Source organism: Pseudomonas chlororaphis subsp. aurantiaca, from assembly GCF_013466605.1.
Lineage (GTDB): Bacteria > Pseudomonadota > Gammaproteobacteria > Pseudomonadales > Pseudomonadaceae > Aquipseudomonas > Aquipseudomonas chlororaphis_I.
The window spans coordinates 4,633,637-4,656,608 of sequence record NZ_CP059162.1 but is presented as its reverse complement, the minus strand read 5'-3'; the positions used below and the strand labels follow the sequence as shown (position 1 = coordinate 4,656,608).

The following is a 22,972-nucleotide window of genomic DNA, read 5'->3' as shown; positions in this document are numbered from 1 at the left end:
CCATCGTTGACCAAGATTCGAACTCTAGCTCATCGGTATCGGCCTTCTACCCTGCAAACGGCCAACCGATGTTTTTCAGAGAGCCAGAGGAAGTTCGTATTGTCGTCGTACTGGCTGACGAGCGCGTCATAGTCCTCCAGCATCGTGCGTCCCGGCCACCAATTGAACGCATCGGCATAGTCACCGGACGCCCGCATGAGCATGGTCAGCGCAATGTCGAAGGCCTTCAGCGTGATGTAGGCCCCGTGCTGGCCAATCAGCTCAGCGATCGTGATGTCTTCGACTACCCGCACATACGTGCCTTCATCCGACTGGACAATGAGGTAGTCGCCCAATAGTGAGTAGGGCGCATCCCGCTGATAGTCCCTTTGCACTTTGTTGAAGCCGGACAGGGTGAAGCTGCCATGGACAAAGTCTGAAAGTAGCCGTGCTTGATGAAGACGCGGTCGGCGGCGACCAGGCTGTGGTCATCGGCGGCGGGTTGCCAGCCGAGTTGGCGGATGAAGGGCGTGTGGTTTTCGTCATGGTGTTCGACGGTGGCCACCGAGGGCAGCTGGCCGAGCAGGGCGTTGATGCCGTTCACCAGCCAGTCCGGCGGGTTGAACGTGGGTTGCACATCGATGATCAGCAGCACCTGGCGCATGGGAATCCTCGAGAGGACCGGGCGGCCTATTCTGCCCGCAAACCGCCGTTGCCGCGAACGGCGTGTGCTTCTGTAGGAGCGCAGCTTGCGAGCGATGAACGATGACGCGGTACACCCGGCATTCCGCGTTGCCTCTTTCGCGGGCAAGCCTCGCTCCTGCAGAAGAGTGCGGGTATTTGCGTGCGACGAGCGAGGCCGCTCAAGGCTGCCAGAGGATCTTCTCGCCACTGAGCCGGCGATTGAGAAAGCTCGCCGCGCTGATCAGGGCCAGGTGGGTCAGTGCCTGGGGGGTGTTGCCCAGGTGCCGGGCATGGCTGTCGAACTCTTCGGCGTACAACCCCAGCGGGTTGGCGTAGCGCAGCAGTTGCTCGAACTCCAGGTGGGCCTTGTCCACCTGGCCGGCGCGGGCCAGGCATTCGACGTACCAGAACGAACAGGCGGCGAACGCGCCTTCGGTGCCGGCCAGGCCATCGATCTGACTGTTTTCGTTGCGATAGCGGTAGACCATGCCGTCACGCACCAGGGTCCTTTCGATGGCCTCCAGGGTCGCCAGCCAGCGCGGGTCGCGGGCGCCGACGAAACGCACCAGCGGCATCAGCAGCATCGAGCCGTCCAGGGTGGTGCCGCCCCGGTACTGGACGAAATGCCCGCGTTCCTCGTTCCAGAAGTTGCTCCAGATATCGTCGTAGATCGCCTGGCGGGTCTGGTCCCAGCGGGCGAACGGCGCCGGCAGCGAGCGCTTCGAGGCCAGGCGGATGGCCCGGTCCAGGGCCACCCAGCACATCAGCCGCGAATGCAGGAAATGATGCTGCTCGCCGCGCATTTCCCAGATACCCACATCCTCGCCGTCCCAGCTACTGCAAACCTGATCCACCACATCCACTACGTGTTTCCAGCCTTCGTGGGAAATCGCCTCGCCGTATTTGTTGACCAGGTACACCGCATCCAGCAGCTCGCCGAAGATGTCCAGCTGGACCTGGTCGTAGGCCTGGTTGCCGATGCGCACGGGCGTCGCGCCGCCATGCCCGGACAGGTGCGGCAACTGGATTTCCGGCAACTGCTGGCGGCCGTCGATGGCGTACAGGATGTTGAGCTTGGTCGGCTGGCCACAGCAATCGCTGACCCGCCCGCGCAGCCAGCGCATGTAGGCGTTGGCCTCCTCGACAAAACCCAGGCGCATGAAGGCGTAGACGGTGAACGACGCGTCGCGGATCCAGGTGTAGCGATAATCCCAGTTGCGTTCGCCGCCCGGGGTTTCCGGCAGGCCGAAAGTGGCGGCGGCCACGATCGTCCCATGTTTGCGCGAGGTCAGCAGCTTCAGCGCCAGGGCCGAACGGTTGACCATCTCGCGCCAGCGGCCGCGGTAGTTGGACTGGCCGATCCAGTCGCGCCAGAACTTCAATGTGCGTTCCAGGCACAGGTCACTGCCGCCCGCGACCAGCCGCGGATCGTCGATGCCGCCGAGCATGAATTCGGCGCTCTGCTCCTGTGCCAGCTCGAACTCGGCCACCGCCGCCTGCCGGTCGATGCGCAGGGGCTGGCTGGCGATTAGGCGCAGGCCCGGCTGTTGGTCGGCCTCGAAGCACACCGCGTCGCCGTCCAGCCGCGCCCGGGTCGTGGCGCGGGCATAGTCATGGCGCACCGCGCAGCGCAGGCGCAGGGTGGTGCGGCCGCTGACCACCCGTACCTGGCGGATCAACAGTGGCAGGTCATCCTCGCTGTCGCCGATCGGCAGCAGGTCGGTGACTTCCACCACGGCCCGTTCGCTGAGCCAGCGGGTCTGCAGCACGTTGCTGTCCGGCAGGTAGATCTGTTCGCGGCGGGCGTCGGGCAGGTCCGGTGCCAGCTGGAAGATGCCGGCGTCCGGGGTGTCGAGCAGCGAACAGAAGATCGACGGGCTGTCGAACTCCGGCCAGCAGAGAAAATCCACGCTGCCCTTGTCGTTGACCAGCGCGGCGGTGCGCAGGTCGCCAATGATGCCGTGGGCGTCGATCGGCGCCTGTCGTTCAGTGTCAGCCATGGTCACGAAACTCCGGATACAGGCTCATGCCGCCGTCGATCACCAGGGTGCTGCCAAGCACATAGTCGGACGCATCGCTGGCCAGCCAGACCACGGCGTTGGCCACATCCTTGACGTCGCCGATACGGCCGTAGGGAATCAGCTCGAGCAGCTTGCGCTCGGCCGCGCTCTCGGTGGCCTGGCGATTGAGCGGCGTGGCGATCGCGCCCGGGGCAATGGCGTTGACGCGGATGCGCTGGTGGCCGACCTCCTGGGCCAGGCTGCGCATCAGCATGTCCACGCCGCCCTTGGACGCCGCGTAATTGACGTGCCCGGCCCAGGGAATCCACTGGTGCACCGAGCTCATGTGAATGATCTTGCCGGCGGCCCGCGACACGCCGGTGCGGATGCCCTGGCGGTTGAAAATGCGCAGGGCGGCGCGGGCGCAGAGGAACTGGCCGGTGAGGTTGACGCCGATCACCTGGTTCCAGTCCTCCAGGGTCATGTCCACGGTGGCGGCGTCTTTTTGCAGGCCCGAGTTGGCCACCAGGATGTCGAGGAAACCGAAGGCTTCCAGGGCCTTGTCGAACAGGTGCTGGACTTCATCTTCCCGGGAAATGTCGGCGCCCACCGCAATGGCCCGGCCGCCGCAGGCGTTGATGTCGGCGGCGAGTTTTTCCGCGGGCGCCGCCTGCCGATGGTAATTGAGCACCACCGAAGCCCCGGCCGCGGCCAGGGCGGTGGCCGCCGCGGCGCCGATGCCGGAACTGGCGCCGGTGACCAGGGCGACTTGCTGGTTCAGGGAGATGTTCATGAGCACGCACCTTAACCGGAGAGCCTGTTCAGCTGACTGGCAAGAGCGGGCAGGAGTTCACCGGGGTTACGAATTCCCGGAGCAGGGCGGGGGCGGTGCAAGCCTCGGGTGCCAGGGCTCAGCGCACCCGCAAGCCCTGCAACAGCGCCTCCAGGCCGACCAACGCCTGCTGCAGGCGTTGCCCCGGATGCTCGTCCCGGGCGATCCACAGCGAGGCGTCGAGCAGGCTGCCGTTGATCAGGCGCGCCAGGGCTTCGCTGGGGGCGTTGACCACCAGGCCGGCCTGCATCAGCTCATCCAGCAGCGTGCTCAAGGACGCCACGCACTGTTCCTCGCTGGCCTCGGTCAGGTCCCCGAGTACCGCGCGCGCATCCTGCAGGACGATGCGCTGGATCTCCGCTTCCTGGGCCATTTCCAGGTAGGTGCGGCAACGCTGGACGAAGGCGCCCCAGAGGTCGTCGGTGCCGCGCGAGATCGCCTCCAGGCGCTGGTCCATCTCTGTGTCGAGCTGTTCCACCACCGCCGCCAGCAGGCCTTTCTTGTCGCCGAAATGATGATACAAGGCCCCCCGGGTCAGGCCCGCCTCGGCCGTCAGGTCGTCCATCGAGGTGTTGGCATAACCCAGGCTGCCAAAGGCCTGGCGGGCACTGGCGATGAGTTTGCTGCGGGTTTCTTCGATCATCTCGGCGCGTTGACGCGGGCTCATGGCGGGCACTCACACAGCTGACAGGTGGATTGACATACGCTGCGTATGTTCTCATGCTTTCTCACATACGCACCGTATGTATTTTTGCCTTGCGGTGCATTTCTGGCAAGTTACAGCCCTCAGACAAGGTGTGATGACGATGGCAAACCCTTACCGCGAACTGTTCAAGGCCCCCGGCAGTCGCGCTTTCGTGGTGGCGGGGATGATTGCGCGGATGCCGATGTCGATGACCGGCATCGGCCTGATCACCATGCTGGCCCAGCTCAAGGGCGGTTACGCGCTGGCCGGTGCGGTGGCGGCGACCTTCGCCCTGGCCACGGCCTTCTGCGCACCCCAGGTGTCGCGCCTGGTCGACCGTTTCGGCCAGGGCCGGGTGCTGCCGATCGCCGCCGGCCTGGGCGGCGGGGCGCTGCTGGCGTTGCTGCTGTGCACCCGGTTGCAGGCGCCGCACTGGACGCTGTTCCTGTTCGCCGCCCTGGCCGGCTGCATGCCGAGCATACCGGCGATGATCCGCGCCCGCTGGACCGAACTGTACCGCGGCCAGCCACAGTTGCAGACCGCCTACGCCCTGGAATCGGTGCTCGATGAGGTGTGCTTTATCGTCGGCCCGCCGTTGTCGGTGGGGCTGTGCGTGGCGGCCTTCCCCGAGGCCGGGCCGCTGGCGGCGCTGCTGATGCTGGCGATTGGCGTCACCGCGCTGGTAGCGCAACGGGCGACCGAGCCGCCGGTGCACCCCCATGAGGCCGGGCACGACGCGTCGATCATCCGCTCGCTGGAGTTGCAGTTGCTGGTGCTGCTGATGATCGCCATGGGCATGATCGTCGGTGTGGTGGACGTGGTCAGCGTGGCGTTCGCCCAGCAGCAGGGGCAACCCGCGGCGGCGAGCATCGTGCTGTCGGTGTACGCCATCGGTTCCTGCCTGGCGGGTATCGCCTTTGGTGCGCTGAAACTGAATATCCCGCTGCCGCGACTGTTCATGTACGGCGGCATCGCCACCGCCGTGACCACCCTGCCATTGCTGCTGGCGAGCAATATCTTCGGCCTGTCCCTGGCGGTGTTCGTCTCCGGCCTGTTCTTCGCCCCGACCCTGATCGTCGCCATGGCCCTGGTGGAAAACATCGTGCCGCCGGCCAAGCTTACCGAGGGCCTGACCTGGCTGGTCACCGGGGTCAGCATCGGCGTGGCCATCGGCGCGGCCAGTTCCGGCTGGCTGGTGGATGCCTTTGGCGCACGCAGCGGCTTCTGGGTGGCGCAGGCGGCGGGAGTGGTGGTGCTGGGGGCGGCGGTACAGAGCTGTCGCCGACTGACCCGCGGCCAGCCGGCGGTCGCCTGAGCCTTACCAGCCGCGCCCGGAGTTGACCCAGAAATTCACCGAGAGCGAGGTGGACACCGACTCCACCTGGTGGAACCAGCCCTCGGGCAGGAACAGCAGGTCGCCGGCTTCCAGGGTGAGGCGCAGGAAGGTCACGTCCCGCGAGGCCGGAAAACGCTCGTAGTCCGGCGCGTCCGGGTTGACCTCGCAGCCGTCGAGCCCGCCCTCGGGGGCGGTCGACCAGGTGCCCAGGGCCTCACGGTGGTGGGGCGCGGCGAGGATGAAGGACTTCTGCCCCCAGACCTGGGCGAACAGGTTATCGGTGTCGTCGCGGTGCAGCGGAGTCAGGGTGCCCTTGGGGCCGATCCAGATCCGCGGCGGGATGAACAGCGAGCGGTCGAAGTAGGGCGGGTACTGGATCTGCTCCAGCAACTGCGCCGGCAGGATGTTGTTGCCCATATAGGCGGGCGGTTCGCCGTCGGCGCTTTTTGCTGCGGGGTTGTCCAGCGCGGCGATGAACCCGGCCATGGAGGTGGAGCGGAAGTCGCGCTCGGTGGAAAAGGTCTTTTTCACGTAGTCGCCGTGGCGGGTGATGCCTTGCAGCTCGGCGAAATGCACCAGCGATTCTTCGCGGCTGAGCTTGAACAGCGGCCAGTCCTGCAGGGCATCGCTGATCACCACGGGAATGCCCTGGGGCAGGTAGCGCGTCTTGAACTCCTCTACCGACAGCCCGCTGCGCGGGCGCCGCTCCACCGTGCGCTGGGTCGGCAGGCCGGCCGAGACTTGCTCGCTGTAGCGCGGCGGGGTGGGGTAGCGGGTGTTCATCTCGACTTTCTTTTCCACTGCGCCGCCATGTCGGGCATGGTCGATGATCTGCGGCAGCAGCGTCGCCAGGCCCATGTTGCCGCCGATTTTCAGGCGCCCGCTGGCGAACAGTTCCTCGACGTTGGCGCTGCCGCCCATGATCCCGAGAAAGTCGGCCTGGGCGACCTCGATGGTGACATCAGGCGCCGGATGCCGGCCGGCTTCGGTCCGGCTGTGTGCCTTGACCTCTGACCAGAATGCCAGCTGTGGACCGAACACGAACTGAAAGGTGCCTTCGATTCCCACGGCACCGGCATTGGCGAACAGCTTTGACAGAATGGTCTGCAAGTCCACGGCGATCTCTCTTGTTTGCGGTTTGATCTGCAACAGGGAACGAAGGCTGTGGCGGGAAATTTATAGGCTCCAGGGCCTGTATCAAATGACCCGTACTAAGCAGTTTGCGCACTAATTTGCCGGCCAGGTGGCACGTTCAGTCTTTACCATCATTTTTTTCAAGGGGAACACAGTGACCCAGTTGACGCTGCTGTGCCTGCCGTATTCCGGCGCCAGCGCCATGGTCTATAGCCGCTGGCGGCGCAAACTGCCCGACTGGCTGAAGTTGCAGCCGGTGGAACTGCCGGGGCGGGGCGCGCGTTTTGGCGAAGCCTTGCAAACCGATCTGGCGGGGTTGGCGCAGCAGCTGGCCAGGGAGCATTTGCCGGCATTGCAGGCGCCTTATGCCTTGTTCGGCCACAGCCTGGGGGCGTTGCTGGCGTGCGAGATGGCCCATGCCCTGCGCCAGCTGGGAGGCCCGGAGCCGGTGGCGCTGTTCGCCTCGGGCACCGCGGCGCCGAGCGAGCGCGGTGAATACGACCGCGACCTGGCCGAGCCGAAAACCGATGCCCAGTTGATCGAACAGCTGCGCACCTTCAACGGCACCCCTGAAGAGGTACTGGCCAACCAGGAGCTGATGAGCCTGACCCTGCCGGTGCTGCGCGCCGACTTCCTGCTGTGCGGCAGTTTCCGTCCGCAGCAGCGGACCCCGCTCAAGTGCCCGGTGCATGTGCTGGGCGGCAAGGACGACCGGGCCAGCACCGAGCAACTGATGGCCTGGCGCCGGGAAACCAGCGGCAGCTTCTCCGTGGACATGCTATCCGGTGGGCACTTCTTCATTCATGAGCACGAGCCCAAGGTGCTGCGCATGATCAAGGATCACCTTGAGCCCCATCGGCGTCGGCATGCCCGGCGGGTGGCGCTGACGGGTTGAAGGGGTGTTGCTGCGACTGTGCAGACCCAGCGCCTGGCGTTGGGTCTTTTTTTGCGGGGAGCAAGAGGGGGCTGCCTTTATTCCAGCGAGCGGCCCAGGCGCCAGTAGCCCATCAGTGCCAGGTTGCGGCGTTCCAGGCCGCGCTCGTTGATCAGGTGCCGGCGGATCTTCATGACCGTGCCCGACTCGCCGGCGATCCAGGCATAAAAGTTGTTGTCCGCAGGTTTCGCCGAATCCCAGGGGCGCAGGTCGTCGGCGTTCTCCTGGGGTTTCAGGGGGCGCGGGTGCTTGCCCGGCGCGGGCAGCTCGGCCAGTTCCCGGGCGGCATGCATCAGCGCCTCGCCATGGCTGGCGCCCAGCACGTCGCGGGGCAGCCAGCTCAGGCGGGTCTGGTGGTTGTGGCGCAGCGCCAGGCAATCGCTTTCGTGGGGCACCTCGATGAACGCCTGGACATCGGGTGGCGTCGGGTACGCCATCAGGTCTTCGAGAATCCCGGCGATGGCCGGCAGCGCGGTTTCGTCGCCGATCAGCAGGACCTTGCGGATTCCCGCCGGCGGTTGCCATTCGTAGCCGCCGGGGTCGCCGCTGAAGGCTTTGTCGGGCACGGCCATTTGCAGGCGGTCGCCGACCCTGGCGTGAGTCGCCCAGCGCGACGCCGGGCCGGTGACCCCGTGCAGCACGAAATCCACGTCCAGCTCCGCGGGCTCGGCGCGCAGGGCGCGGATGGTGTAGGTGCGCATCGGTGGCTGCTGCGCCGCCGGCAGCTTGCGCCGGGCTGCGTGCCAGTCGCCGATGCACGGCAGCTCGGGCGGCAGGCCGTCGGCAGCGGGGAACAGCAGCTTGATGCGCTGGTCCGGCGCCAAGGTGCGGGTGTGGGCGACGTCCTCGCCGGTAAACACGAAGCGCGCCATGCAGGGGCTGAGGCTGATCCGTTGCTTGAGTTGGACATTGATCAGGCGGTAGGCGCGCGGCTGCTGGTTGCCTGCGCCAACCAGTTTGCGCAAGCCGTTTGCCAGCGAGCTGTTTGACAGGAAGTTGGCCAGTGAGGTTGCAGAGGACATGATCGCGACCTTGTGTGGAAAGTGATGGTCCTCTTTTGACGAGTCGCCATCCGTGGAATTTAACGGCGGGCCGCGCCCTGGCGCGCCGCCGCGAGAGGTTAATTTTTCCTCCTGCCCATCCGTTCCGTAGGGATAGCCGAGCCAATGCTCGATACCCAACATGTACGGATGAAGCCAGATGAATGCTGAAAAGTCCCTGAAACTCGCCAGTCGATTTATCGAGCTGCCGCTGGAAAAGCGGCGGTTGTTCCTCGATGGTCTGCGGGCGGAAAACATCGACTTTTCGTTGTTTCCGATTCCCGCCGGGATCGCCGCCGAGGATCGCCAGGCGCTGTCCTATGCCCAGCGACGGATGTGGTTCCTCTGGCAGATGGACCCACACAGCGGCGCCTATAACCTGCCGGGCGCGGTGCGCCTGCGTGGCGCCCTGAACCTGCCGGCCCTGGAGCAGGCGTTCGCCAGCCTGGTGGCGCGCCACGAGACTCTGCGCACGGTGTTCAAGCGCCATGCCGACGAGCGCCTGGAGCAAGTGGCGGTCGAGACCGCGGTGCCCGTGGAGTCGGTGGACCTGAGCGCCCTGGCGCCCGACGCGCGCGAGCAGGCGGTCGCGGACCAGGCGCAGCGCCAGTCGCTGCAACCGTTCGACCTGGGCAGCGGGCCGCTGCTGCGGGTCAAGCTGCTGAAGCTGGCGGACGAGGAACATGTGCTGCTGTTGACCTTGCACCACATCGTTTCCGACGGCTGGTCGATGAATGTGCTGATCGACGAATTCATCCGTTTCTACGACGCCCATGAGCGGCAGCAAGCGCCGCAACTGCCGGCCTTGCCGATCCAGTACAGCGACTACGCCCTGTGGCAGCGCCGCTGGCTGGAAGCCGGCGAGCAGGCGCGGCAACTGGAGTATTGGCAGGCACAACTGGGCGACGAGCACCCGGTGCTGGAGTTGCCCACCGACCATCCGCGCCCGGCGATGCCCAGCTATCGCGGCACCCGCTATGACTTCGCCATCGAGCCGGCCCTGGCCGCGCAGTTGCGCGCCACCGCCAGGCAGCACAACGTGACGCTGTTCATGCTGTTGCTCGGGGCCTTCAACGTGCTGCTGCATCGCTACACCGGGCAGGACGACATCCGCGTCGGCGTGCCGATCGCCAACCGCAACCGCGCGGAAGTCGAAGGGCTGATCGGGTTCTTCGTCAACACCCAGGTGCTGCGTACCCGGCTGAACGGGCAGACGCCGGTCAGCCAGTTGCTGCAACAGGTCAAGGAAGCGGCCCTCGGCGCCCAGGCCCATCAGGACCTGCCGTTCGAGCAACTGGTGGAGGCGCTCAAGCTGGAGCGCAGCCTGAGCCATACCCCGCTGTTCCAGGTGATGTACAACCATCAGCCGCAGGTCGCCGACATCAGCGCGGTCAGCACCGCCTCGGGCCTGGAGCTGGGCCTGGTGGAGTGGCAAAGCCGCACCACCCAGTTCGACCTCACCCTGGACACCTTCGAGAAGGCCGGCAAGCTGCAGGCCGCGCTGACCTACGCCAACGACCTGTTCGACGCCGCCACCATCGAGCGCATGGCGCAACACTGGACCCGCCTGTTGCAGGCGATGGTCGCCGATACCGCGCAGCGGGTCGGCGAGCTGCCGATGCTGGCCGCCGCCGAACGGCAGCAACTGCTGCTGGAGTGGAACCAGACCGAGGCCCGCTACCCGGTCGAGCGCTGCCTTCACCAGTTGATCGAAGAGCAGGTGCGGCGTACGCCGCATGCGCCGGCCCTGGTGTTCGCCGAGCGTGAACTGAGCTACGCCCAGCTCGACGCCCGCGCCAACCAGCTGGCGCACCTGCTGCGCGAGCAGGGTGTGGGCCCGGACGTGCTGGTGGGCATCTGTGTCGAGCGCTCGATCGAAATGGTGGTCGGCCTGCTGGCGATCCTCAAGGCCGGTGGCGCCTATGTGCCGCTGGACCCGGAATACCCGCTGGACCGCCTGGCCTACATGATCGAAGACAGCGGCATCGCCCTGTTGCTCACGCAAAGCGCGTTGCTGCCGGTGCTGCCGACCGAGGCGCTCAAGGTCATGATCCTCGATCAGGACCAGGACTGGCTGGACGGCTACAGCGAAGCCCCGCTGGCCCTGGCCGGCGGGCCGCTGAACCTGGCCTACGTGATCTACACCTCCGGTTCCACCGGCAAGCCCAAGGGCGCCGGCAACAGCCATGCCGCGCTGGTCAACCGCCTGTGCTGGATGCAGGACGCCTATGGGCTCAACGGCAGCGACGCGGTGCTGCAAAAGACCCCGTTCAGCTTCGACGTGTCGGTCTGGGAATTCTTCTGGCCGCTGCTGACCGGCGCGCGCCTGGTGGTGGCTGCGCCGGGCGCCCATCGCGAGCCGGCGCTGTTGATCGAGACCATCGTCAAGCACGGCATCAGCACCCTGCATTTTGTGCCGTCGATGCTCCAGGCGTTCATCCACGAGCCGGGCGTACGGGCCTGCGCCAGCCTCAAGCGCATTGTCTGCAGCGGCGAAGCCTTGCCCCTGGACGCCCAGCAGCAGGTGTTCGCCAAGCTGCCGGACGCCGCGCTGTACAACCTCTATGGGCCGACGGAAGCGGCCATCGACGTGACCCACTGGACCTGTGTCGACGAGGGCGCCCTTGGCGTGCCGATCGGCCGTCCGATCGCCAACCTGCGCACCTATGTGCTGGACGCCGAGCTGTCGCCGGTGCCAGCCGGTGTCGCCGGCGAGCTGTACCTGGGCGGCGCCGGCCTGGCCCGCAGTTACCATCGCCGTCCGGGGCTGACGGCCGAGCGTTTCGTCACCAGCCCGTTCGAGGCTGGCACGCGCCTGTATCGCACTGGCGACCGGGTGCGCCAGCGCGCCGACGGGGTCATCGAATACCTCGGCCGCCTCGATCACCAGGTCAAGTTGCGCGGGCTGCGCATCGAGCTGGGCGAAATCGAGACCCGCCTGATGCAGCACCCGCTGGTGCGCGAAGCCGCGGTGCTGGTGCAGGGCGGCAAGCAACTGGTGGGTTATCTGGTGTTGGAGGACGCCGAGCCGGCCGCCACCTGGCAGCAAGAGCTCAAGGCGTGGCTGCTGGGCAGCCTGCCGGAATACATGGTGCCGGTTTACCTGATGCCCTTGGCGAAACTGCCGGTCACCACCAACGGCAAGCTCGATCGCAAGGCGTTGCCGCTGCCCGAAGCCACAGCGCAGCACGCCTTCATCGCTCCCGAGGACGCCACGCAGAAAGCCCTGGCGGCGATCTGGTGCGACGTCCTGGGCCTGGAGCAGGTCGGCCTGGAAGACAACTTCTTCGAACTGGGCGGCGATTCGATCATCTCGATCCAGGTGGTCAGCCGCGCCCGCCAGGCCGGCATCCGCCTCAGCCCGCGGGACCTGTTCCAGTACCAGACGGTGCGCAGCCTGGCGCTGGCGGCGGTGTTCGAGAGCCCGAGCGTGATCGACCAGGGCCCGGTCAGCGGCGAGGCGATCCTGACCCCGGCCCAGGAGTATTTCTTCGAGCAGGCGATTGCCCAACCTGGCCACTGGAACCAGTCGCTGCTCCTGACCCCGCGCCAGAAGCTGCAAGCGCGGTGGCTGGAAGGCGCGCTGACGGCAGTGCTCAATCATCACGATGCCCTGCGCCTGCGTTTTGTCCAGGGCGCCGACGGCTGGCAGCAAAGCCACGCCGCACCGCTCGGGGAGAGCGGCCTGTGGCAGTGCCAGGCTGAAAACACCGAAGCCCTGGCTGTGCTCTGCGACGAGGCCCAGCGCAGCCTGAACCTGCAGCAGGGGCCGCTGTTGCGGGCCGCGCTGGTGGATCTGGCCGATGGCAGCCAGCGCCTGTTGCTGGTCATCCACCACCTGGTGGTGGACGGTGTGTCCTGGCGCATCGTGCTCGAGGACCTGCAGCGCGCCTACGGCCAGCTGGCGGCGGGTAGCGCAGTGGCCTTGCCGGCCAAGACCAGCGCCTACCAGGCCTGGGCCGAGCAGCTGCAAAGCCATGCCCGACAACTGGAGGCTCAACTGCCTTACTGGCAGGCGCAGCAACAGGCCGGGCTCGACCTGCCGTGCGATAACCCGCAAGGCGGCCTGCACAATCGCCTGGAGCGCAAGATCGAATCGCGGCTGGACAGCGAGCTGACCCGGCAACTGCTGCAAAGCGCGCCGGCGGCCTATCGCACCCAGGTCAACGACCTGCTGCTGACCGCGCTGGCCCGTGTGCTCTGCCGCTGGAGCGGGCAGGACGCGGCGCTGATCCAACTCGAAGGCCACGGTCGCGAAGAACTGTCCGCCGACCTCGACCTGAGCCGCACCGTCGGCTGGTTCACCAGCCTGTTCCCGGTCCGCCTGCAGCCCCAGGACGAACTGGCGAGCGCGATCAAGGCGATCAAGGAACAACTGCGCGCCGTGCCGGGCAAAGGCCTGGGCTACGGCCTGCTGCGCTACCTGGGCGAGCCGGGCAGTCGCGAGCTGCTGCGGGCCCTGCCGGCGCCGCGCATCACCTTCAACTACCTGGGGCAGTTCGACCGTCAGTTCGACGACACGGCGCTGCTGGTCCCCGCCGTGGAAAGCAGCGGCCGCGCCCAGGACCCGGATGCGCCGCTGGCCAACTGGCTGACCCTGGAAGGGCAGGTCTACGGTGGCGAGCTGGCGCTGCAATGGGGCTTCAGCCGCGAGATGTTCGAGGACGCCACCGTGCAGCGCCTGGCCGACGCCTATGTCTTGGAACTCAAGGCGCTGATCGCCCATTGCTGCGCGGTCCCGGCCGGCCAGGCCACGCCGTCGGACTTCCCGCTGGCGACCATCGGCCAGGCTCAGCTGGATGTGCTGGCGCCGGACAGCAGCGCCATCGAAGACCTCTATCCGCTGTCGCCGATGCAGCAGGGCATGCTGTTCCACACCCTGTACGAGCCCCAGGCCGAGGCCTATATCAATCAGCTGCGCCTGGATATCCGCGGCCTGGATCTCCAGGCCTTCGCTCGCGCCTGGCAAGCCGCGCTGAACCGCCACGCGATCCTGCGCAGCAGCTTCCACTGGCTGGGGCTGGAGGTCGCGCACCAGGTGGTGCACCGTCAGGTCGAGCTGCAATGGCAGGTCATCGAGGAGGCCGCCGCGGACCTCGAGGCCCTGGCGAGCGCCGAGCGCAAGCGTGGTTTCGAACTGAGCGGCGCGCCGCTGCTGCGCCTGCAACTGGTCCGCCGCGGCGACGATGCCTGGCACCTGATCTACACCAGCCACCACATCCTGATGGACGGCTGGAGCAACGCGCAGCTGCTCGCCGAAGTGATCCAGGACTATGCCGGACAGGCCCCGGGCCAGCCGCTGGGCCAGCCCTTGAGTCAGTACAGTGACTACCTGGGCTGGTTGCAGCAGCAGTCGAGCGCTGCCGGCGAACGGTTCTGGAAGGCCGCGCTGGCCCCGCTGCAAACCCCGACATTGCTGGCCGAGGCCTTGCGTCCGCCGGTCGACGGCAGCGGCAGCGCCGAGTATCGGGTGGCGCTGGACGCAGCCGCGACCCAGCGGCTGGCGGACTTCGCCCGGCAGCACAAGGTCACCCTCAACACCCTGGTGCAAGCGGCCTGGGGCCTGCTGCTGCAACGCTATACCGGGCAGGATTGCGTGGTCTTCGGCGCCACGGTGGCCGGGCGTTCGGCGGCCTTGCCGGGTATCGAGCAGCAACTGGGGCTGTTCATCAACACTCTGCCGCTGGTCTGCGCGGCGGCGCCGGACCAGCCGCTGAACCAGTGGCTGGCCGCGCTGCAGAACCTCAACCTGAGCATGCGCGAGTACGAACATATACCGCTCTACGACATCCAGGGCTGGGCGGGGCAGCAGGGGACGGCGCTGTTCGACAGCCTGCTGGTATTCGAGAACTTCCCGGTGGCCGAGGCCCTCAAGGGCGGCGCGCCGGCCGGACTGGCGTTCGGTGAGTTGCACAACCACGAGCGCACCCACTATCCGCTGACCCTGGGCATCGAGCTCGGCGCCGGGCTGAGCCTGGAGTTCAGCTATGACCTGGCGCGCTTCAGCGCCGCCCAGGTTGCGCAATTGAGCGCCGACCTCCAGCACCTGCTGGCGCAGATGGTTGCCCTGCCGCAGGCGCCGCTGGGCGAACTGCGCCTGCTGGATGGCGCCGGGCAGGCCGCGGTCCTCGCCGTGAGCCAGCCCCAGGTGCTGCACCTGCACAGCGAACAGCTGGTGCACCAGCGTTTTGCCGCGCAGGCCGCCGCCACCCCGGACGCGCTGGCGCTGCAAGCCGGCGACCAGCGGCTGAGCTATGGCCAGTTGAATGCCCTGGTCAACCGCCTGGCGCACCGCCTGCTGGAGCAGGGCGTGGCGCCCGGCCAGCGGGTCGGCCTGGCCATGGGCCGAGGCCCGCAATTGATCGTCAGCCTGCTGGCGGTGCTCAAAAGCGGCGCGGCCTATGTGCCGCTCGACTCGAAATACCCGGCCGAACGCCTGGCCTACATGATCGAGGACAGCCGCCTGGACCTGCTGCTGTGCGCAGCCGGGCTGCTGGAAGATCTGGTATTGCCGGCATCGCTGCCGCGACTGGGCTTGGGAGCGTTGTGCCTGGACGATCTGCACACTGAGCTGGCGGCGTATGCCGACAGCGATCCGCAGAACCGCGCCGCCGCCAGCGACCTGGCGTATGTGATCTACACCTCAGGTTCCACCGGCCTGCCCAAGGGCGTGGCCATCGATCACGGCGCGCTGCGCGAGTTCTGCCAGACCGCCGCCGAGTATTCGCGGCTGACGGCCGAGGACCGGGTGCTGCAGTTCGCCACCGTGAGCTTCGACGGTTTTGTCGAGCAGTGCTATCCGCCGCTCTGCGTCGGCGCGGCCCTGGTCATGCGTGGCGACGAGCCTTGGGATGTCGGGCAACTGGCGGACGAGATGGTCCGCCATGGCGTGACCCTGGCCGATTTGCCGGCGGCTTACTGGTACCTGCTGGCCCGCGAGTGCGCGATCGACGCCAAGCGTTCCCTGGGCCGCCTGCGCCAGGTGCATGTGGGCGGCGAAGCCATGTCCGTCGAGGGCCTGCGCCTGTGGCACGAGGCTGGCCTGGGGCATGTGCGCCTGCTCAATACCTACGGCCCGACCGAGGCCACGGTGGTCTCCAGCGTGCATGAGTGCCGCCTGGAAGACGCCAGCGATGCCTTTGGCGTGCCGATCGGCCAGGCCATTGGCGGACGCGCGCTCTATGTGCTCGACAGCGCCGGCCAGCTGTTGCCGGCCGGTGGTGTCGGTGAGCTGTGCATTGGCGCGTCGTTTGGCCTGGCGCAGCGTTATTTCGATCGCCCCGGCTTGACCGCCGAGCGTTTCCTGCCCGACCCCTTCGCCGCCGAACCGGGGGCGCGGCTGTACCGCAGCGGCGACCTGGCCCGTTACAACGGCGCGGACCTGGAGTACGTCGGCCGTATCGACCATCAGGTGAAGATTCGCGGTTTCCGCATCGAAATGGGCGAGATCGAAGCCTGCCTGCAAGCCCTGGAACAGGTGCGCGAGGCGGCGGTGATCGCCCAGGACAGTCCGGCGGGTGCGCAACTGGTGGCGTATGTGGTGGCCAGCGATCCGGCCCTGGCGACCCTGCCATCGCAGGACGCTTATCGCGCGCAACTGTTGCAGGCGCTGGCCCGTTCGTTGCCGGACTACATGCTGCCGAGCCACTTGCTGTTGCTCGACCGCCTGCCGCTGAACCACAACGGCAAGCTGGACCGCAAGGCCCTGCCCAAACCCGACCCGGCTCAGGGCGGCGAGGCTTATCAAGCGCCGCAAACCAGTTTGCAGCGCCAGCTCGCGGCGATCTGGGAAGACGTCTTGCAAAGCGCGCCTGTCGGCCTGGGCGAGCACTTCTTCGAGCGCGGCGGACACTCGCTGATGGCCACCCAGGTCATCTCCCGGGTCCGTCATGAGCTGCACCTGGAAGTGCCGCTGCGTACCTTGTTCGAGCAGCCGACCCTGGGCGCTTTCGCCGCCGCCTGCGCCGAGGTGCAAGGGGCCGGCACGCCGCCGATGCAGGTCCTGGAACGTGGCCAGCCGCTGGCGTTGTCCTATGCCCAGGAACGCCAGTGGTTCCTCTGGCAGCTGGAGCCCGACAGCGCCGCCTACCATGTGCCCAGCGCCCTGCGCCTGAAGGGCCGGTTGGACCTGGACGCCTTGCAGCGCTGTTTCGACAGCCTGCTGGCGCGTCACGAAAGTCTGCGTACCCGCCTGTTGCAGGACGGCGAACGCACCGTGCAGGTGATCGACGCCGAAGGGGCCATCGCGATCCGTTTGACCGATGCCGACGAAGCCCGGCTGGAAAGCCTGGTGGACGAGGAAATCGCCCGGCCGTTCGACCTGGAACAGGGCCCGCTGTTGCGGGTCAGCCTGCTGCGCTTGGGTGCGGAGGAGCATGTGCTGGTGCTGGTCCAGCACCATATCGTCTCCGACGGCTGGTCTATGCAGATCATGATCGATGAGCTGGTGCAGCTGTACGCCGCTTACCGTGAGGGCCAGGACCTGCAATTGCCGGCGCTGCCGATCCAGTACGCCGACTACGCACAGTGGCAGCGCAACTGGATGGAAGCAGGGGAGAAGGCACGCCAGCTGGATTACTGGCAGGCCCTGCTGGGGGGCGAACAGCCGGTGCTGGAATTGCCCCTGGACCGTCCACGCCCGGCGGTGCAGAGCCATCGTGGCGCGCGCCTGGATCTGGCGCTGGAGCCGGAACTGGTGCAGCAGCTCAAGGCCCTGGCCCAGCGCGAAGGCGTGACGATGTTCATGCTGTTGCTGGCCGCGTTCCAGACCCTGCTGTACCGCTACAGCGGCCAGGCGGATATCCGCATCGGCGTGCCGATCGCCAACCGCAACCGGGTGGAAACCGAACATCTGCTCGGCTTCTTCGTCAACACCCAGGTGCTCAAGGCCGATATCGACGCTCAGATGACCTTTGTCGGGCTGTTGCAGCAGGTCAGGCAGCGCGCGCTGCAAGCGCAGAGCCATCAGGACCTGCCGTTCGAGCAACTGGTGGAGGCGCTGCAACCCGAGCGCAGCCTGAGCCACAACCCGCTGTTCCAGGTGATGTTCAACCATCAGAGCGACGCGCGTAACGCCCGGCAACTGCCCGGCCTGCTGATGGAAGGCTTGCAGTGGAACAGCCACACCGCGCAGTTCGACCTCAACCTGGATACCCAGGAGACTGCCGAAGGTCTCTGGGCCTCCTTGACCTACGCCACCGACCTGTTCGAAGCGGCCACCGTGGAACGCCTGATGCAGCACTGGCAGAACCTGCTGCGGGCCGTGGCGACTCAAGCCAGCGCGCGCCTGGACGACCTGCCGTTGCTCAGCGAAGCGCAGTGGCAGCAGATCGTGCATCAGTGGAACGCCACGGCGACCGCTTATCCACAGGACCGGGGCGTGCATCAGTTGTTCGAAGCCCAGGTGCTGGCGCAACCGCAGGCCATTGCCCTGCACTGCAACGGCGAGTCGCTGAGCTATGCCGAACTGAACCGCCGCGCCAACCGCCTGGCCCATCGCCTGATGGACGCCGGGGTCGGTCCGGACGTGCGGGTGGCGGTGGCGCTGGAGCGTTCGGTGGAGATGGTGGTCGGCCTGCTGGCCACCCTCAAGGCCGGCGGCGCCTATGTGCCGCTCGATCCGCAATACCCGGCCGAGCGCCTGGCCTTCATGCTCGAAGACAGCCGCGCCCAGGTGCTGCTGACCCAGGAGCGTCTGCGCGAGCGCCTGCAACTGCCGAGCGGCCCGCGGGTGCTGCTGGTGGACGGGCCGGTTGCCGAAGCCGGGTGCAGCGACGAGAACCCGAACCTGGTGCTGTCGCCGGAGCATCTGGCGTATGTGATCTACACCTCGGGCTCCACCGGCAGGCCCAAGGGCGTGATGATCCGTCATCAGGCGCTGAGCAGCTTCACCAGCGGCATGGCCGCTATCCTGGAGATCGGCCGTGACGAGCGGATGCTGTCGCTGACCACCTTCTCCTTCGACATCTTCGCCCTGGAACTCTATGTACCGCTGAGCGTGGGCGCGACCGTGGTGCTGGGCGACAAGGAGCTTTCGCTGGACCCGCAAGCGATCCTCGACCTGCTGCAGGCCCAGGCGGCCAGCGTGGTGCAGGCCACGCCCTCGACCTGGCGCATGCTGCTCGACAGCGAACGGCGTTCCCTGCTGCGCGGCATCAAGTGCCTGTGCGGCGGCGAGGCGCTGGCGAACGACCTGGCCCAGCGCATGCTCGACCTGCAAGGCACGGTGTGGAACCTCTACGGCCCGACCGAAACCACCATCTGGTCGGCGGCCTATCGTCTGTGCGACGCCCAGCCCTTTGTCGGCCGGCCGATTGCCAATACCTCGCTATTCATCCTCAGCGCCGACCTGGCGCCGTGCCCGGTGGGGGCGGCCGGCGAGCTGCTGATCGGCGGCGTCGGCCTGGCCCGTGGTTACCACGGCCGGGCGGCGCTGACCGCCGAGCGCTTCGTGCCCGATCCGTTTGCCGGTTCGGGCGAGCGGCTGTACCGCACCGGCGATCTGGCGCGTTATCGCGCTGATGGCGTGGTCGAGTACATCGGCCGGGTCGACCATCAGGTGAAGGTGCGTGGTTTCCGCATCGAGCTGGGTGAAATCGAAAGCTGCCTGCGTGACCAGGCCGAGGTCCGCGAAGCGGCGGTGCTGGCCGAGAACGATCGACTGGTCGCCTACCTGGTGACCCACGACGCGACCACCGAGGCGGATCAGGCGGTGCTGCGCGAGCGGTTCAAGGCAGCCCTGCGCGAATCGTTGCCGGACTACATGGTGCCGGCCTACCTGCTGTTCCTCGAGCGCATGCCGCTGACGCCGAACGGCAAGCTGGACCGCAAGGCCCTGCCAAAACCGGACGCCAGCCTGTTGCAGAAACGCCATGTGCCGGCGGTCAGCGAAAAAGAACAACAGGTCGCGGCGATCTGGGCCGATGTCTTGGGCGCCCGGCAGGTCGGCCTGGAAGACCACTTCTTCGAGCTGGGCGGTCACTCCCTGCTGGCCACGCGGGTGGTTTCGCGGGTGCGCCAGGCGCTGGGCATCGAGGTCGCGCTGAAGACCCTGTTCGAGCAACCGCTGCTGGGGGATTTCGTCAACGCGCTGGGCAACGTGGCCAGCGAGGTTCCGGCGATCCACAAGGTCAGCCGCGACCTGCCGTTGCCGCTGTCCTATGCCCAGGAACGCCAGTGGTTCCTCTGGCAGCTGGAGCCGCAGAGCGCCGCCTACCATATCCCGAGCGCCCTGCGCCTGAAGGGCCGGCTGGGCCAGGCCGCGTTGCAGCGCAGCTTCGACACCCTGGTGGCGCGCCATGAAAGCCTGCGCACCCGCCTGCAGCAGGATGGCCAGCGCACGGTGCAGGTGATTCGCGCCGAGGCAACCCTCAACATCGCGCTGGCGACAACCGACGAGGCCAGCCTCAAGGCCCGGGTGGTGGAGGAGATTACCCGGCCGTTCGATTTGCAGCTGGGGCCGCTGTTGCGGGTCAAGCTGCTGCGCCTGGCCGAGGACGAGCATGTGCTGGTGCTGGTGCAGCACCACATCGTCTCCGATGGCTGGTCGATGCAGATCATGGTCGATGAGCTGGTGCAGCTGTACGGCGCCTACAGCCAAGGCCAGGACCTGCACTTGCCGGCGCTGCCGATCCAGTACGCGGACTACGCCATATGGCAACGCCAGTGGATGGAAGCCGGCGAGAAAGAGCGCCAGCTGGACTACTGGATGGGCCAGCTGGGCGGCGAGCAGCCAGTGCTGGAATTGCCGTTCGATCACCCGCGTCCGGCGATCCAGAGCCACCGTGGCGCGCGCCTGGACCTGCGGCTGGATGCGCAGTTGCTGGCGGACCTCCAGACCCTGGCCCAGGGCGAGGGCGTGACCCTGTTCATGCTGTTGCTGGCTTCGTTCCAGGCCCTGCTGCATCGCTACAGCGGCCAGGAAGACATTCGCGTCGGCGTGCCGATCGCCAACCGTAACCGGGTCGAGACCGAGCGTCTGATCGGTTTCTTCGTCAACACCCAGGTGCTCAAGGCCGATATCGACGGGCAAATGACGGTTGCCCAGTTGCTGCAACAGGTCAAGCAGCGCGCGCTGGAGGCCCAGGCCCACCAGGACCTGCCGTTCGAGCAACTGGTGGAGGCGCTGCAACCCGAGCGCAGCCTGAGCCTCAGCCCGCTGTTCCAGGTGATGTTCAACCACCGGGTGACCTCGGCCGATAGCCAATTGCAGTCCATGGCGCAACTGGATATCGAGGTGGTGACCTGGGACGAGGGCGTGGCCCAGTTCGACCTGGCCCTGGATATCGAGGAGGCGCCGGCCGAGCTGCGCGCGTCCCTGAGTTATGCCACCGATCTGTTCGAGGCCGCGACCATCGAGCGCATGGCCCGGCACTGGCAGAACCTGTTGCAAGGCATGGTCGCCGACCGGCAGCAGAGCGTTGCCCAGGTGGTGCTGCTCGACGATAGCGAACAGCAGCAGATCCTGGCGTTGTGGGATCGCACGGACTCCGGCTTCTCGGCCAAGCGTCTGGTGCATGAACTGGTGGCTGACCGCGCCCGGGAAAACCCGGAAGCGGTGGCAGTGATCTTTGGCGATCAGCAGTTGAGCTACGGCGAGCTGGAGCGTAGCGCCAACCGCCTGGCCCGGGCGCTGATGGCCCGTGGCGTCGGCCCGGAAGTGCGGGTGGCGATCGCCATGCCGCGCAGCGCGGAAATCATGGTGGCCTTCCTTGCGGTACTCAAAGCTGGCGGTGTGTATGTGCCGCTGGACGTGGAATACCCGCGTGATCGCCTGCTGTACATGATGCAGGACAGCCGCGCCAAGTTGCTGCTGACCCATACCGCGGTGTCGCAGCAGCTGCCAATCCCGGACGGGCTGGACAGCCTGGCGGTGGACCGCATCCAGGACTGGGCAGGGGAGGACGACAGTGCGCCGAACGTGGCGCTGGATGGCGACAACCTGGCCTATGTGATCTACACCTCCGGTTCCACCGGCATGCCGAAAGGCGTGGCGGTATCTCACGGTCCTTTGGTAGCGCACATCATCGCCACCGGCGAGCGGTATGAAATGACCCCGGCGGATTGCGAACTGCACTTCATGTCCTTCGCTTTCGACGGTTCCCACGAAGGCTGGATGCACCCGCTGATCAACGGCGCCCGGGTACTGATCCGCGACGACAGCCTGTGGCTGCCGGAACACACCTACGCGCAGATGCATCGCCACGGTGTGACTGTGGGGGTGTTCCCGCCGGTGTACCTGCAACAACTGGCCGAACATGCCGAGCGCGACGGCAACCCACCGGCGGTGCGGGTGTACTGCTTTGGCGGCGACGCGGTGGCGCAATCCAGCTACGACCTGGCCTGGCGCGCCTTGCGCCCGACCTACCTGTTCAACGGCTACGGCCCGACCGAAACCGTGGTCACGCCGCTGCTGTGGAAGGCGCGCAAGGGCGATCCATGCGGCGCGGCCTATGCACCGATTGGCGAGCTATTGGGCAACCGCAGCGGCTACGTGTTGGACGCCCAGCTCAACCTGCAACCGATCGGCGTCGCCGGTGAGCTGTACCTCGGCGGCGAAGGCGTGGCCCGCGGTTACCTGGAGCGTCCGGCGCTGACCGCCGAGCGTTTTGTCCCGGATCCGTTTGGTGCCCCCGGCAGCCGTGTGTACCGCAGCGGCGACCTGACCCGTGGTCGTCCGGACGGTGTGGTGGATTACCTGGGTCGGGTCGACCATCAGGTGAAGATCCGCGGTTTCCGTATCGAGCTGGGCGAGATCGAAGCGCGCCTGCGCGAGCAGGACTCGGTGCGCGAAGCGGTGGTGGTGGCCCAGGCCGGGCCGAGCGGCAAGCAACTGGTGGGTTACATCGTCACCCTGGATCCGACAGTGGCCGCGGATGTTGCCGCCCAGGCGACGTGCCGCGAAGCCCTGCGTCGGGCGCTGAAGGCCCGCTTGCCGGACTACATGGTGCCGGCGCACCTGATGTTCCTGGAAAGCATGCCGCTGACCCCCAACGGCAAGCTGGACCGCAAGGGTTTGCCACTGCCGGACGCCAGCCTGTTGCAACAGGAGTACGTGGCGCCGCAGAGCGAACTGGAACAACAGATCGCGGCGATCTGGGCCGAAGTCCTGGGTTTGCCACGGGTCGGTTTGAACGATCACTTCTTCGAGCTGGGCGGCCATTCCCTGCTGGCGACCCAGATCACCTCGCGGGTGCATGCCGAGCTGGGGCTTGAAGTGCCGTTGGCCGCGCTGTTCCACACCGAATCACTGCAGGCCTATGCCCAGGCCGCCGGCGATTGCCGGTCGGGCAGTGCTGCCGATTTTGATGATCTTAGAGATTTCTTGAGCGAACTTGAGGCGATTTGAA

General features: G+C 66.9%; 9 protein-coding genes and 1 pseudogene. 3 read left to right on the top strand and 7 right to left on the bottom strand.

Annotation, left to right across the window (positions count from 1 at the left end; all coding sequences use genetic code 11):
* Positions 1–29: 29 nt before the first annotated feature.
* The 5 genes and pseudogenes from H0I86_RS20885 to H0I86_RS20865 all read right to left on the bottom strand — a co-directional run bounded on the left by H0I86_RS20885 (position 30) and on the right by H0I86_RS20865 (position 4,162).
* The gene (locus tag H0I86_RS20885; RefSeq protein ID WP_180922020.1) at positions 30–293 is read right to left on the bottom strand and encodes a hypothetical protein; all 264 of its coding nucleotides are present in this window, start codon (positions 291–293) and stop codon (positions 30–32) included.
* A 119-nt stretch (positions 294–412) separates the two neighbouring features.
* Positions 413–643: pseudogene (locus tag H0I86_RS20880) on the bottom strand (hydrolase); the annotation flags it as partial.
* A 199-nt stretch (positions 644–842) separates the two neighbouring features.
* Entirely contained in the window at positions 843–2,663 is a 1,821-nt protein-coding gene (locus H0I86_RS20875) for a glycoside hydrolase family 15 protein (protein WP_180922019.1), read from the bottom strand.
* Complete coding sequence (locus H0I86_RS20870) at positions 2,656–3,456, bottom strand: glucose 1-dehydrogenase (RefSeq protein WP_180922018.1); 801 nt, start codon at positions 3,454–3,456, stop codon at positions 2,656–2,658. Before H0I86_RS20870 ends, H0I86_RS20875 begins: the two co-directional genes overlap by 8 nt.
* 118 nt (positions 3,457–3,574) lie before the next feature.
* Positions 3,575–4,162, bottom strand: coding sequence for a TetR/AcrR family transcriptional regulator (locus H0I86_RS20865; protein ID WP_180922012.1), 588 nt, complete (start codon positions 4,160–4,162; stop codon positions 3,575–3,577).
* Positions 4,163–4,301: 139 nt separating this feature from the next.
* Here H0I86_RS20865 and H0I86_RS20860 point away from each other — a divergent pair, with 139 nt between their 5' ends.
* Positions 4,302–5,495: an MFS transporter gene (locus tag H0I86_RS20860; RefSeq protein WP_180922010.1), complete on the top strand. Its 1,194-nt coding sequence runs from the start codon at positions 4,302–4,304 to the stop codon at positions 5,493–5,495.
* A gap of 3 nt (positions 5,496–5,498) precedes the next feature.
* Here the strand turns inward: H0I86_RS20860 and H0I86_RS20855 are convergent, their stop codons facing one another.
* Positions 5,499–6,632, bottom strand: a complete 1,134-nt coding sequence (locus H0I86_RS20855) for a cupin-like domain-containing protein (RefSeq protein ID WP_180922008.1) — start codon at positions 6,630–6,632, stop codon at positions 5,499–5,501.
* Between the two features lie 172 nt (positions 6,633–6,804).
* Between H0I86_RS20855 and H0I86_RS20850 the strand changes: the two genes are divergently transcribed.
* Positions 6,805–7,545 carry a thioesterase II family protein gene (locus H0I86_RS20850; protein WP_180922006.1) on the top strand — a complete coding sequence of 247 codons (741 nt, stop codon included), beginning with the start codon at positions 6,805–6,807 and terminating at the stop codon, positions 7,543–7,545.
* 77 nt (positions 7,546–7,622) lie between these two features.
* On the opposite strand, the gene H0I86_RS20845 is transcribed toward H0I86_RS20850, so the two are convergent.
* Positions 7,623–8,606, bottom strand: a complete 984-nt coding sequence (locus tag H0I86_RS20845) for a siderophore-interacting protein (protein ID WP_180922004.1) — start codon at positions 8,604–8,606, stop codon at positions 7,623–7,625.
* A 178-nt stretch (positions 8,607–8,784) separates the two neighbouring features.
* Here H0I86_RS20845 and H0I86_RS20840 point away from each other — a divergent pair, with 178 nt between their 5' ends.
* Entirely contained in the window at positions 8,785–22,971 is a 14,187-nt protein-coding gene (locus H0I86_RS20840; protein WP_180922002.1) for a non-ribosomal peptide synthase/polyketide synthase, read from the top strand.
* Position 22,972 lies beyond the last annotated feature (1 nt).

Excerpts from the sequence above, each read along its gene's own strand:
- H0I86_RS20875 (WP_180922019.1), bottom strand. The coding sequence starts at position 2,663 with ATGGCTGACACTGAACGACAGGCGCCGATCGACGCCCACGGCATCATT.
- H0I86_RS20870 (WP_180922018.1), bottom strand. The coding sequence starts at position 3,456 with ATGAACATCTCCCTGAACCAGCAAGTCGCCCTGGTCACCGGCGCCAGT.
- H0I86_RS20865 (WP_180922012.1), bottom strand. The coding sequence starts at position 4,162 with ATGAGCCCGCGTCAACGCGCCGAGATGATCGAAGAAACCCGCAGCAAA.
- H0I86_RS20840 (WP_180922002.1), top strand. The coding sequence starts at position 8,785 with ATGAATGCTGAAAAGTCCCTGAAACTCGCCAGTCGATTTATCGAGCTG.
- H0I86_RS20845 (WP_180922004.1), bottom strand. The coding sequence starts at position 8,606 with ATGTCCTCTGCAACCTCACTGGCCAACTTCCTGTCAAACAGCTCGCTG.
- H0I86_RS20860 (WP_180922010.1), top strand. The coding sequence starts at position 4,302 with ATGGCAAACCCTTACCGCGAACTGTTCAAGGCCCCCGGCAGTCGCGCT.